We start from the raw sequence: 12,135 nt of genomic DNA on the forward strand, positions 1-12,135 counted from the left end.
CGTGCGCGCGCTTCTGCTGCTATGGGCCGTCCTGCTTGCGCCGGCCACGGCGGCGGAAGCTCCCCAGACTTTCGCGGAGCAGACCCGGTCGCTTACGCTGCAGCCCGGCTTCATCGAGTTGTGGCGCGACGCGGACAAGGGTCGGGTGCTGCTCTCCGTGCGGGAGCTGGACCAGCCTTTCCTGCTGGCGACCTCGCTTCCGGACGGACTGGGATCGAACGATGTAGGTCTGGACCGAGCGCAAGCCGGTAGCGCCAGGCTTGTCCGCTTCCAGAAATTCGGCAGCCGCCTGTTCCTGGTGCAGGAAAATACCCGTTTCGTCGCGCGTTCGTCCGATCGCGATGAGCGCAATGCGGTAGCGGAATCGTTTGCAGGCGCCGTACTGTGGTCGGGTGAAATCCTGGCCAGCGACGGCGCGCGCCAACTGGTCGACTTCTCCAGTTTCCTGCTGGCGGACCAGCACGGCGTCGTGCAGCGCTTGGGCGAGACCAAGCAAGGCGGCTACCATGTGGATCCGGGCCGCAGTGCCGTCCTCGCCGCCCAGGCGAAGGCTTTCCCGGACAATATTGAACTGGAGGCCTTGCTGACGTTTGCAGGCCCCGGCACTGGAGAGTATGTGCGCCAGGTGGCGGCCGATCCGAGCAGCCTGACCATGCGCCAGCATATTTCCATGGTGCGGCTGCCGGGCGGCGGCTACCACCCGCGCCGCTACCACCCCTTCTCCGGCGGTATCGATACCGGCTACTACGACTTCGCGACGCCTCTGTCGAGCAGCCTCGATGTACGTTGGCAGCTGCGTCACAGGCTGGAGAAGGGCGGCAAGCCGATCGTCTATTATCTCGATCGCGGCGCGCCGGAGCCAGTTCGCTCGGCGCTGCTGGAGGGCGCGCACTGGTGGGCTTCGGCCTTTGAAAAGGCGGGCTTCAAGGATGCCTTCCGCGTTGAACTGATGCCGGAAGGCGCCGATCCGGCCGATATCCGCTACAACGTGATCACCTGGGTGCACCGCGCCACGCGCGGCTGGTCGTATGGGAATGCCGTCACGGACCCGCGCACGGGGGAGATCATTCGCGGCGCTGTTACCCTCGGCTCCCAGCGCGTGCGGCAGGACATCCTGATCGCTGAAGCCCTGCTGGCGCCATACGGAAAATCCGTCCCGGCGGAGCGTCGCAGGCTCGCCGAGCAGATGGCGCTGGCGCGCCTGCGCCAGCTTGCCGCCCACGAAGTCGGGCATACGCTCGGCTTCTCCCACAACTTTGCCGCAAGCCGGCAGGGTAATGGCTCCGTCATGGACTATCCGCACCCGGTACTGAAGCTGGGCGCCGACGGCGGCATCGACCTGCAGGATGCGTACGGCGTTGGCGTCGGCCCGTGGGACGAGTACATGGTGAAGTACATTTACGGTGATTTTGGCAGCGGAGAAGCCGAAGCGGCAGCGCTGGCACAGCTGCGCAGCGAGGCGCGGGCCGCCGGGCTGCAATATGTTTCGGACGACGACTCGCGCGCTGCGGGCGCTTCCCATCCCAACGGGCTGCTGTGGGATTTCGGCCCCGACACCTTGAAGACATGGGACCAACTGGGCGCAATCCGTAGCCGTGCCTTGAGCAATTTCTCGCTCGATGTGCTGCCGGATGAACGCCAGTCCGGCGAGCTGGAAGCGCGCCTGGTTCCGGTCTATTTGCTGCAGCGCTATCAGGGTGAGGCCCTTGCCCGCCTGCTGGCCGGGGGCGAATATGAATCGTCGACCAGCGCGGACATACGCGCCGGCCGCGCTGCCTCGGGCGTGAAGATCATATCGGCCGCCACGCAGCGCGCAGGGCTCGCGCGTCTGGCAGACACCTTGCGTGCGGAATATCTGGCTTTGCCGGCGGGCGTGCTCGACCAGCTCACGCCGCCTGCGACTGGTTTCGAGCGTAGCAAGGAATACTTCGGGACCAGTATGAACGCTGTTTTCGATGCGCTGTCCGCTGCGGAATCCGGTGCGGCGCAGACAGTCGGCTTCCTATTCGATGCGGGAAGGCTGAATCGCCTGTACTGGCAGCACGCGCGGGACGCGGCCATGCCCGGGGTAGATGAAGTCATTGAGGCAGCCCTGGCGCGCAGCTGGAAGCGCGGCGCCGTCCCTGCCAGCGTCGCTGGCGGCGAAGCGGTGCAACTGGCCGCCAACTGGGTGGTCCTCGACGCTTTGCTGCAGGCGCTGGACTGCGGCAAGCTGCACGCAAATGTGGACGCCGACCTGCGCCAGCAATTGCGTACGTTTGTGTCTTGGCTGAAAGCAAACCCGGGGAAAGGCACTACTGCCGCCAGCCGTGCCCAGGCTGCCGAACATGTGCTGCATTACTTGGCCGATCCGCGTAGCCTCAAGCTGCGGGCCTTGCCGGTGGTCCCACCGGGAGCGCCAATTTAGTAGTGCCTTGTGTTAATATTTGCAAAAATATTAACAGCTGGTCGAATTGAATGAATAAAAAAGAAATTTGCTGGCTTCTGGTTCGGGCTACCGGCGTTGCACTCCTTCTCAACGGCTTGAGGTACGCGCTGTTGGTGATTGAAAATATCCTGGCGGTTCCGACCGGGTCCGCCGGACAAATGCTGATGTCGAACAGCGCGGGGCTCTTCGCGAGCTGGTGCCTGGAGGCTGTGCTGTTTGTCGGGGTAGGCGTCTATCTTATCAAGCGTGGCGGGTTCCTTTTCAATTGGCTGAACTCCGAGTCGAACCAGGTTTAGCCGGCATCGCATTGAATAGCTCATTCCTGATCTTCTTTCGCGACGGTGCCTCATCGCTGCAACGCGCCGGAGAAGATCGCGAGGCTTTTGAGCGAAGCTTGATCGTCTGGATGATTTTCTCGCAGGCTAAGAAAACTTCTTTAGATCGCATGGAGTTTGGACAATGATCCAGTTCTTCGCAAGGCCCAATGAGCTGGCGGATTCTTTTTCCAGGTCCGTTACCATCGGCCTGATCGCGATTATTCTGATGGGCGCAGTTGTCTTGCTCGCCGCCTGGAGCCGGCGCAGGAAATGGTATCTAAAGCCAGCGATGGCGATGGGCTTCATCGGTCTGTTTCTTGTCGCCTGGGGCGCCTATTCCGCAACCTACGCCCGGTTCATCGAGGCCGAGGTAAGGAGTTCCGGACTGCGGCTGAGGTTTGCGGGGCCGTTTGCAAAAGACCTTACGGTTGCGCCGGACGCAGTTGCGGACGTGCTGTTTGGCACGCCAGGAAAATCCCACAGGCAGTGCTATATTCGGATTTCGCTGAAGTCAGGCGCGAGTTATAGCAGCCCACCGCTTGCTATGGAGCTGGAGCAGTGCAAGGCGCTCAGGCGCAAGTTGGCACAGGCATTGGAAGAGGCGGTCGGCCCCAAAAATTGAGGTGCGCTTGCAGGCACATTGAGAGTGGGCCGACAGGGCCGCGCACGGTGCCGCGCGGATCCCTTGGCACTCTATCCAAACCGATAGATAAACAGCGACAGAAGCAAGGCCCAAGGCAGAACGAATAATGTGACTTCAATCTTCCGCCCTATGCTTCTCGGCGATGACTGCTTGAAGAACGCTATCACATTCAGCAGGGCGGAGGCCATAAGGAACGCAATCGCCGTAATCAGCCAGAGTATGGCGTCCCCGATTCCTGAACCAACACATCCCGCATTCTGACAAGAGTGCCCGGTAGTGCGCGAATCGCTCCACGCGAGCCAGCCGATCCCCGTGACTAACACCGCGTAGGACAGGGCGCGTAGCACTTTCGATAAATTCTTCCCCATTTGTCAGCGGTGAATCACAACCAGTAAAGCCTTGGCTTCAGACTTGCCGGGGTTGCGGATCGCGTGGTGCACGTCGGCTGCATAGCGAGCCGTGCCGCCCAGCTTGATCTTCTTCTTGTTCGATCCCACTTCCAGTTCCATTGAGCCGTGCAGGATCGTCAGATGCTCCATGGTGCCAGGATCGTGTGGCTGCGACACCAGTTCGCCGCCTGCCGCAAGGGTCAGTTCGTACCATTCATATTTGCCGGCCAGTTCCATGGGGCCGAGGATGCGCAATATATATCCGGCATGGGCCCCAGGCAGGGTAGGGGTTTCGTGCGCATCCACCAATTTTATCGCTTCGACATCCTTTTCCCCGTCCGCCAGCAGCTCGCCGATCTGCACGCCGAGCGCATTGGCCAGGCGCCACGTGATGGCGATGGTTGGATTGGCTTTTTCGCGCTCAATCTGGGATAGCATGGACTTGGAAACACCGGCGATGCGGGACAGGTCTTCCAGGGTCAGACCGCGCGCCAGGCGCAGTCGCTGCAGGGCGGCGCCGACTTCCGGCGGGGCGTTGGTGGGAACGGTGGACTTCACGCTTGCAATGTTCAATATAGTAAAGTAGGATCCCATATATCGAATTTACGTTCAATATAGTGAATTCCAGTCGGATTAGTGAAATAAGAGTAAACTTTACATCAGAGGACGACCATGAGCCAAGCGACGAATGCGTTTTACACCGGCCTGCAACAGAACCTGGAGAAGCTGCGCGGTGATGGCCTGTATAAGCCAGAACGCGTCATCGCATCGCGCCAGGGCAGCGAGGTGCAATCCGAAGACGGTCGTACCCTGATCAATATGTGCGCCAATAACTACCTGGGCCTGTCCGGCCAGGAATGGGTGGCGCAGGCTTCCATCGAGGCTACCGAAAAGTACGGCTACGGCCTGTCCTCGGTGCGTTTCATCTGCGGCACCCAGACCGTGCACAAGCAGCTGGAAAAGGCCATCTCCGAATTCCTGGGCACGGAAGACACGATCCTGTATGCGGCGGCGTTCGACGCCAACGGCGGTGTATTCGAGCCCCTGTTCGACGAAAACGACGCCATCATCTCCGATGCGCTGAACCACGCTTCCATCATCGACGGCATCCGCCTGTGCAAGGCTGCGCGCTTCCGCTACGCCCACAACGACATGGCCGACCTGGAAAAGCAGCTGCAGGCGGCCGCCGACAAGCGCCACAAGGTCATCGTGACCGACGGCGTGTTCTCGATGGACGGCACCATTGCCCAATTGGACAAGGTGGTCGAACTGGCTGAGAAATACGGCGCCCTGGTCATGATCGACGAATGCCACGCGTCGGGCTTCATGGGCAAGACCGGCCGCGGCACGCACGAACACCACAATGTGCTGGGCAAGATCGACATCATTACCGGCACCCTGGGCAAGGCCCTGGGCGGCGCGATGGGCGGTTTCACTTCCGGCCGCAAGGAAGTGATCGACACCCTGCGCCAGAAATCGCGTCCTTATCTGTTCTCTAATACGCTGGCGCCAGCCATCGCCGGCGCCTCGCTGGAAGTGCTGAAGCGCCTGTCCGCTTCGACCGAACTGCGCGACCGCCTGCACGAAAACACCGCTTACTTCCGCAAGGAGATCGAGCGCATCGGCTTCACCATCAAGCCGGGCACCCATCCCGTCGTCCCTGTGATGCTGTTTGAAGCGCCGGTGGCGCAGAAGTTCGCGGCCCGCATGTATGAGCTGGGCGTGCTGCTGTCGGGCTTCTTCTATCCGGTGGTGCCGATGGGCCAGGCGCGCGTGCGCGTGCAGCTGTCCGCAGCCCACACCCGCGAACAGCTGGACAAGGTCCTCGCGGCATTCGAACAAGCCGGCAAAGAGCTGGGCATCATCAAGAACTAATCAGGAATAGGCAAGAATCATGGAACGAATCCTCGTCATCGGCGCAAACGGCCAAATCGGTAGTGAACTGGTGGAAGCGCTGGCCAATCAGCATGGCGCACAGAACGTCATCGCGACGGACATCAGCCCGGTCAACAAGTACAACGCGGCCCGCTACCAGGTGCTGAACGTGATGGACAAGGCGGCGCTGCAGGCGCTGGTGGCCGCCGAAGGCATCACCCAGGTGTACCAGCTGGCTGCCATGCTGTCCGCCACCGGCGAGGCTGCGCCGCTGAAGGCCTGGGACCTGAACATGGACGGCCTGCTGAATATCCTGGAAGTGGCACGCGAGCGCGGCGAGCAGGGCAAGCCGCTGCGCATCTTCTGGCCGTCGTCGATCGCCGCGTTCGGCCCGAACACACCGGCCGAGAACACGCCGCAATACACGGTCATGGACCCGACCACGATCTACGGCATCTCCAAGCTGGCAGGCGAACGACTGTGCGAATATTACTTCCTGAAGTACGGCGTGGACGTGCGTTCGATCCGCTACCCGGGCATCATCAGCTTCAAATCGCCTCCAGGCGGCGGCACCACCGACTACGCCATTGCGATCTTCCACGCGGCGCTGCGCGGTGAACGCTACGATTGCTTCCTCGGTCCGAAGACCACGCTGCCGATGATCTACATGCCCGACGCGATTCGCGCAACCATTGAATTGATGGACGCGCCGGCTGCACAAATTAAGATTCGTTCGTCGTACAATGTCGCCGGCGTTTCCTTCAATCCGGAAGAACTGGCCGCCGCGATTACCCGCGCAGTGCCTGACTTCAAGATCGCCTACACGCCGGACAGCCGCCAGGCGATCGCCGACAGCTGGCCGCGCAGCCTGGACGACTCCAAGGCAAGCGAGGACTGGAGCTGGAAAGCGCGCATCGGCGTGGAAGAGATGGTGAAGGACATGCTGGCGAATATTGACGTGAGCCTCAGCGAGGCCGCATAACCAGAGAGAGACAAGCAACAATGGACATGAGTGTTTTCGACTTATTCAAGATTGGCATTGGCCCATCGAGCTCGCATACGGTGGGACCAATGGTGGCGGCGCGCCGCTTCCTGGTCGAAAACGGTCCATTGGACGATGTCGTTTCGGTGACGGCTGAGCTGTTCGGCTCGCTGGCCCTGACCGGCATCGGGCACGGTACCGACAAGGCCGTCCTGCTTGGCCTGATGGGTGAGACGCCGCAGGGCGTTGATCCCGACGCGGTCGACGATATGCTGGCCGCTGCCGACGTGGACGGTGAACTGAGCCTGCTGGGCCAGAAGACGATTCCGTTCGCGCGCAAGCAGCACCTGGTGTTCCATATGTCCGAGAACCTGCCGGAACACCCGAACGGCATGCGTTTCACCCTGAAGCGTGCCGATGGCAGCGCGATGACCAAGGTGTATTACTCCATCGGCGGCGGTTTCATTCACGCCGAAGGCGAGGTGGCGAATACGGACGGCAAGCCTGCCGTGCGCCTGCCTTATCCATTCAACACCATGGCGGAGCTGCTGGGCCATGGCGTCAGCAGCGGCAAATCGATCCCGCAGATGCTGCGTGAAAATGAGCTGAAACGCATTTCCGAAGCGGAGCTGGATGCCGGCATGGACCGCATCTGGCACGTCATGCGCGACTGCATCCAGCACGGCCTGGAGACCAAAGGCCAACTGCCGGGCGGACTGAATGTGAAGCGCCGCGCGGCCGATCTGTGGCGCCAGGCGCAGGCCGGCGATGTCGCCAACCAGCTGCCGCATGATGCGCTGAATGGCGTCAGTTTGTACGCGATGGCGGTCAATGAAGAGAACGCCGCAGGCGGACGTGTTGTAACGGCGCCTACAAATGGGGCTGCCGGCATCATTCCCGCTGTGCTGAAATATTATGCGGAAGACTGTAAACCGGTCGACCCGGTTTCCGGCGTGCGCGCTTTCCTGCTGACCGCCGCTGCGATCGGCATGCTGTGCAAGCGCAACGCTTCGATTTCGGGTGCGGAAGTAGGCTGCCAGGGTGAAGTCGGCGTGGCATGCGCGATGGCAGCTGCCGGGTTGGTGGCCGCGTTGGGCGGCTCGAATGCGCAGATCGAGAATGCGGCCGAGATCGGGATCGAGCATCACCTGGGCATGACTTGCGACCCGATCGGCGGCCTGGTGCAGATTCCTTGCATTGAACGCAATGGCATGGGAGCGGTGAAAGCGATTACCGCCGCTTCGCTGGCCTTGAAGGGCGATGGGACGCACTTCGTCACGCTCGACAATGTGATCGAGACGATGCGCCAGACCGGCGCCGACATGCAGGCGAAGTATAAAGAAACTTCGCTGGGCGGCCTGGCCATCCATGTGGTGACCGTGAACCACGCTGCTTGCTGAAGCTGCAAAGCCAGCAAGCTGGGATCCTGCCTTCAGGGGCAGATCCCGCCTCCCCAGCCTGACGGTTTTCAGTAGAAAATTTCTAAAACTGGCTCAATTCACAAAGAAACTCCGGCCGGACTATAATAGGTGTCCGTTTCACCCGCCACCGGACTTTCTATTCTATGCAATACGTGTCTACCCGGGCCGACGCGTCGGCTGCATCACACTCCCTCCAGCAATTTTCCGACATCCTCCTGGGTGGCCTGGCGCCTGACGGCGGCCTGTACCTGCCGGTGGAATACCCGCAAGTCAGCGGCGAAGAGCTGAACAAGTGGCGCCATCTGCCGTATGCAAGCCTGGCGGTGGAAATCCTGAAAAAATTCGCCGGCGACATCCCAGAAGCGGATCTGCGTGCACTGGCCGAAAAGACCTACGCCGCCGACGTGTACCGCAACGTGCGCGAAGGCGAACATGCTGGCGACATCACCCCGCTGCGCGTGCTGGAAGAAACCGATGGCAAGAAGCTGTTGCTGCACTCCCTGTCGAACGGGCCTACCTTGGCCTTCAAGGACATGGCGATGCAATTGCTCGGCAATCTGTTCGAATATGCACTGGCCAAGCAGGATGCCCAGCTGAACATTTTCGGCGCGACCTCCGGCGACACCGGCAGCGCGGCCGAATATGCCATGCGCGGCAAGAAGGGCATCAAGGTGTTCATGCTGTCGCCGCACAAGAAGATGAGCGCCTTCCAGACCGCCCAGATGTTCAGCCTGCAGGATCCGAATATCTTCAACATCGCGGTGGAAGGCGTCTTCGACGATTGCCAGGACATGGTCAAGGCAGTCTCGAACGACCTGGAGTTCAAGGCCCGTCAGAAGATCGGCACCGTGAATTCGATCAATTGGGCGCGCGTGGTGGCCCAGGTGGTGTACTACTTCCGCGGCTATCTTGCCGCCACGAAGAGCAACGAGCAGAAGGTTTCCTTCACCGTCCCATCGGGCAATTTCGGCAATGTCTGCGCCGGTCATATCGCCCGCCAAATGGGCCTGCCCATCGATAAGCTGGTCGTGGCGACCAATGAAAACGATGTGCTGGATGAGTTCTTCCGTACCGGTATCTACCGCGTACGCAAATCGGCGGAAACGTACCACACCTCCAGCCCTTCGATGGACATTTCGAAGGCCTCGAACTTCGAGCGCTTTGTGTTCGACCTGGTGAAGGGCGATGGCAAGCGTGTCCGCGAGCTGTTCAAAAAAGTTGAAACCGAAGGCGGGTTTGACCTGTCCGGTGGTCCTGGCAGCGACGGCGATGAGTTCCAGCAGGTGGCCAAGTACGGCTTCAAGTCCGGCAAATCCACCCACGACGACCGCGTGCAGACCATTCGCGATGTGGCAGACGATTACGGCATCGTCATCGATACCCATACGGCAGACGGCATCAAGGTCGCCAAGGAAAACCTGGAACCGGGCGTGCCGATGATCGTGCTGGAAACCGCGCAGGCTGCCAAATTCAACGAAACCATCCTGGAGGCGCTGGGCGAAGATGCCGAGCGCCCGGCAGGTTTTGAAAACATTGAAGCGCTGCCGCAGCGTTTTGAAGTCATGCCAGCCGATGTAAGCAAGATGAAGGCCTACATCGCCGCCAATACGGGACTGTAAAATATGGCAATGCTTGCCGTGCGCGAAGCGCTTGATTTCCTGCTCTCCGCCGCCCGTCCGGTGGCGGAAGTGGAAGATATTCCCACCCTGGAAGCCAATGGCCGTGTGCTGGCGCGTGCTGTCGTATCGGACATGAATGTGCCCGGCCATGACAACACGCAGATGGACGGCTATGCTGTGCGTGCCGCCGATTGTGCCAGCGGCGAGGCGACCCTGACCGTCACGCAGCGCATTCCGGCAGGGCATGTCGGCCAGCCGCTGCTGCCAGGTTGCGCCGCGCGCATCTTCACAGGCGCAATGATTCCCGAAGGTGCCGACGCGGTGGTCATGCAGGAGCAGTGCGAGGCAGGCGACGGGCTGGTGACGGTCCGCCACGTGCCGAAAGCAGGCGAATGGATACGACGCACAGGCGAAGATATCGGCGTAGGCAGCGTGATCCTGGCCGCCGGCACGCGCCTGCGCAGCCAGGAGCTGGGCCTTGCCGCATCGATCGGGATGGCGCAGCTGACGGTGCGGCGCAAGCTGCGTGTTGCGGTGTTCTTTACCGGCGACGAACTGGCGATGCCGGGCGAGCCGCTGGCGCCAGGCGCCATCTACAATTCCAACCGTTTCACGCTGCGTGCACTGCTGGAAAACCTGGGTTGCGAAGTGCGCGACTTCGGCATCGTGCCGGATTCGCTGGATGCGACCCGCAGTGTGCTGCGCCAGGCTGCCGACGGCAATGACCTGATCATCACTTCCGGCGGCGTATCGGTCGGCGAGGAAGACCATATCAAGCCGGCCGTCGAAGCGGAAGGCAAGCTGAATATGTGGCAGATCGCCGTCAAGCCGGGCAAGCCGCTGGCATTCGGCGAAGTAGCGCAGGCCTTTTTCCTTGGCCTGCCGGGCAATCCGGTGTCGAGCTTCGTCACCTTCCTGTTGTTCGTGCGCCCGTTCCTGCTGCGGCTGCAGGGCGCCGACGTCCCCGCTCAGCCACGCGGCATGCAGTTGCGCGCCGATTTCAACTGGTTGAAAGCCGACCGCCGCAACGAATTCCTGCGCGTGAAGCTGAATGCGCAGGGTGGCCTGGACCTGTTCCCGAACCAGGGTTCGGGGGTCTTGACGTCCACGGTCTGGGGCGACGGTCTGGTGGATAATCCGCCGGGAACTCCGATCGCGCTGGGCGATCTGGTGCGCTTCATTCCCTTCAGTGAATTGATGTACTGATATGTTGATCAACCTTAAATACTTTGCCAGCGTGCGCGAGGCGCTGGGCGGCGGCGAACAGGTCGTCATGCCCGATGGCGTGGAAACGGTGGGCGACGTGCGCGCCTGGCTACGCCATCGGGGCGAACCCTGGGCGAGCGCCCTGGCCGAAGGCCGTGCGCTGCGCATGGCCTGCAACCAGCGCATGTGCGATGCGGCGGCGGCAGTGGCCCCGGGTGATGAAATTGCCTTTTTCCCACCAGTGACAGGCGGTTAAGACTTGTTGCTGTGTGTATGCAACATACAGCTGTTGTAGTTGACCAGGTTCATCGCCAAGCTATACTTGTTCCCAAGCGGCCCCAAACCTGTGCCGCGCCAGCTCCCCCTAATTCCCCGTCGCCTCCTCCCTGCGGCTTATTCCCTTCCACGCAAGGAGAGTCGCAATGGGATTCGTTTTTGCCGCCCTTGGCCTGAACAGCACCTCGCCCGGTGCCATCGCCGTACCGCCACGCGTACGTGCATCGAAGCTGCATATCGCCGGTTCCTGCACGATGGGGCCGCTGCTCAGCAAAATCGCCGCCAAATACCACCTGCTGCATCCGGAAGTGGCCATCGACGCGGAGCTTGGCGGCTCGGCGCGCGGGCTCGATGATGTGCGCGCCGGCTATGCCCACATTGCCATGCTATCAAGGTCGCTGGATCCGTCCGAACGCGATTTGTACGGCATTCCCATTGCACGCGACGGCGTCGGCGTGGCGGTGCACGCGAATAACCCGCTGCGCCAGCTCAGCGTCGAGCAACTGCGGGCCATCTTCACGGGGCACGCGCGGGACTGGGCCTTCGCCGGCGGCGAGCCTGATTCCATCTATGCGCTGGGCGGCGCGCGCGCGGATGCATCGAGTGCGCTGTTCGCGCGCTTCCTTAGGCAGCCGCTGGAAGCCTTCAATCTCAATTCCGTGGTGGAGTCCAATATTGAGAGACTGGCTGTCATTGCCGCCTGCGAGAACGCCATCGGCTATGTATCCGTCGGTTCGGTGGAGCGCGCAATTTCGCAAGGGGTGTCGGTGCGCCTGCTCCCAATTGATGGCGTGGCGGCTAGCAGCGCGAATATCCGCAATGGCAGCTATCCGGTCTGCCGCGCCCTGACATTGGCCAGCCGGGATGCGCCGACCGGCGTAGCCCGCAGCTTCTTTGCCTTCTGTCTTTCGGCGCAAGTGAACGGCATCCTGTCGGCATTCGACTTCGTCCCTTACCTGGATTGAAAGCATGGGCAGCT

General features: G+C 61.5%; 11 protein-coding genes. 10 read left to right on the plus strand and 1 reads right to left on the minus strand.

Annotation, left to right across the window (positions count from 1 at the left end; all coding sequences use genetic code 11):
* Position 1 precedes the first annotated feature (1 nt).
* From H597_RS0114315 to H597_RS0114325, 3 genes are all read left to right on the plus strand, one after another.
* Positions 2-2,407: a zinc-dependent metalloprotease gene (locus H597_RS0114315; protein WP_028102758.1), complete on the plus strand. Its 2,406-nt coding sequence runs from the start codon at positions 2-4 to the stop codon at positions 2,405-2,407.
* A 50-nt stretch (positions 2,408-2,457) separates the two neighbouring features.
* Positions 2,458-2,724 carry a hypothetical protein gene (locus H597_RS0114320; RefSeq protein ID WP_028102759.1) on the plus strand — a complete coding sequence of 89 codons (267 nt, stop codon included), beginning with the start codon at positions 2,458-2,460 and terminating at the stop codon, positions 2,722-2,724.
* Positions 2,725-2,887: 163 nt separating this feature from the next.
* On the plus strand, positions 2,888-3,367 hold the full coding sequence (locus H597_RS0114325) for a hypothetical protein (protein ID WP_028102760.1): 480 nt from the start codon (positions 2,888-2,890) through the stop codon (positions 3,365-3,367).
* Positions 3,368-3,759: 392 nt separating this feature from the next.
* Here the strand turns inward: H597_RS0114325 and H597_RS0114335 are convergent, their stop codons facing one another.
* On the minus strand, positions 3,760-4,371 hold the full coding sequence (locus tag H597_RS0114335) for a helix-turn-helix domain-containing protein (protein ID WP_211232048.1): 612 nt from the start codon (positions 4,369-4,371) through the stop codon (positions 3,760-3,762).
* A 78-nt stretch (positions 4,372-4,449) separates the two neighbouring features.
* On the opposite strand from H597_RS0114335, the gene kbl reads away from it, so the two are divergent.
* The 7 genes from kbl to H597_RS0114370 all read left to right on the plus strand — a co-directional run bounded on the left by kbl (position 4,450) and on the right by H597_RS0114370 (position 12,121).
* The gene (gene kbl, locus H597_RS0114340) at positions 4,450-5,652 is read left to right on the plus strand and encodes a glycine C-acetyltransferase (RefSeq protein WP_028102763.1); all 1,203 of its coding nucleotides are present in this window, start codon (positions 4,450-4,452) and stop codon (positions 5,650-5,652) included.
* A 19-nt stretch (positions 5,653-5,671) separates the two neighbouring features.
* Positions 5,672-6,634, plus strand: a complete 963-nt coding sequence (locus tag H597_RS0114345) for an NAD-dependent epimerase/dehydratase family protein (RefSeq protein ID WP_028102764.1) — start codon at positions 5,672-5,674, stop codon at positions 6,632-6,634.
* A gap of 20 nt (positions 6,635-6,654) precedes the next feature.
* Complete coding sequence (locus tag H597_RS0114350; RefSeq protein WP_028102765.1) at positions 6,655-8,034, plus strand: L-serine ammonia-lyase; 1,380 nt, start codon at positions 6,655-6,657, stop codon at positions 8,032-8,034.
* Positions 8,035-8,198: 164 nt separating this feature from the next.
* On the plus strand, positions 8,199-9,674 hold the full coding sequence (gene thrC, locus H597_RS0114355) for a threonine synthase (protein ID WP_028102766.1): 1,476 nt from the start codon (positions 8,199-8,201) through the stop codon (positions 9,672-9,674).
* A gap of 9 nt (positions 9,675-9,683) precedes the next feature.
* Positions 9,684-10,880, plus strand: a complete 1,197-nt coding sequence (locus H597_RS0114360; protein WP_154668111.1) for a molybdopterin molybdotransferase MoeA — start codon at positions 9,684-9,686, stop codon at positions 10,878-10,880.
* A gap of 1 nt (position 10,881) precedes the next feature.
* A complete protein-coding gene (moaD, locus tag H597_RS0114365) occupies positions 10,882-11,136 on the plus strand; it encodes a molybdopterin converting factor subunit 1 (RefSeq protein ID WP_028102768.1) in 255 nt (84 codons plus the stop codon).
* A gap of 166 nt (positions 11,137-11,302) precedes the next feature.
* Positions 11,303-12,121, plus strand: coding sequence for a substrate-binding domain-containing protein (locus H597_RS0114370; protein ID WP_028102769.1), 819 nt, complete (start codon positions 11,303-11,305; stop codon positions 12,119-12,121).
* Positions 12,122-12,135: the final 14 nt, after the last annotated feature.

It is taken from the genome of Pseudoduganella violaceinigra DSM 15887 (genome assembly GCF_000425385.1).
GTDB classification, from domain to species: domain Bacteria; phylum Pseudomonadota; class Gammaproteobacteria; order Burkholderiales; family Burkholderiaceae_D; genus Rugamonas; species Rugamonas violaceinigra.

What these genes read in the sequence shown, in the direction of transcription:
- H597_RS0114370 (WP_028102769.1), top strand. Translation starts at nt 11,303, where the DNA reads ATGGGATTCGTTTTTGCCGCCCTTGGCCTGAACAGCACCTCGCCCGGT.
- H597_RS0114360 (WP_154668111.1), top strand. Translation starts at nt 9,684, where the DNA reads ATGCTTGCCGTGCGCGAAGCGCTTGATTTCCTGCTCTCCGCCGCCCGT.
- H597_RS0114320 (WP_028102759.1), top strand. Translation starts at nt 2,458, where the DNA reads ATGAATAAAAAAGAAATTTGCTGGCTTCTGGTTCGGGCTACCGGCGTT.
- H597_RS0114345 (WP_028102764.1), top strand. Translation starts at nt 5,672, where the DNA reads ATGGAACGAATCCTCGTCATCGGCGCAAACGGCCAAATCGGTAGTGAA.
- H597_RS0114335 (WP_211232048.1), bottom strand. Translation starts at nt 4,371, where the DNA reads ATGGGATCCTACTTTACTATATTGAACATTGCAAGCGTGAAGTCCACC.
- H597_RS0114350 (WP_028102765.1), top strand. Translation starts at nt 6,655, where the DNA reads ATGGACATGAGTGTTTTCGACTTATTCAAGATTGGCATTGGCCCATCG.
- H597_RS0114325 (WP_028102760.1), top strand. Translation starts at nt 2,888, where the DNA reads ATGATCCAGTTCTTCGCAAGGCCCAATGAGCTGGCGGATTCTTTTTCC.
- thrC (WP_028102766.1), top strand. Translation starts at nt 8,199, where the DNA reads ATGCAATACGTGTCTACCCGGGCCGACGCGTCGGCTGCATCACACTCC.
- moaD (WP_028102768.1), top strand. Translation starts at nt 10,882, where the DNA reads ATGTTGATCAACCTTAAATACTTTGCCAGCGTGCGCGAGGCGCTGGGC.
- kbl (WP_028102763.1), top strand. Translation starts at nt 4,450, where the DNA reads ATGAGCCAAGCGACGAATGCGTTTTACACCGGCCTGCAACAGAACCTG.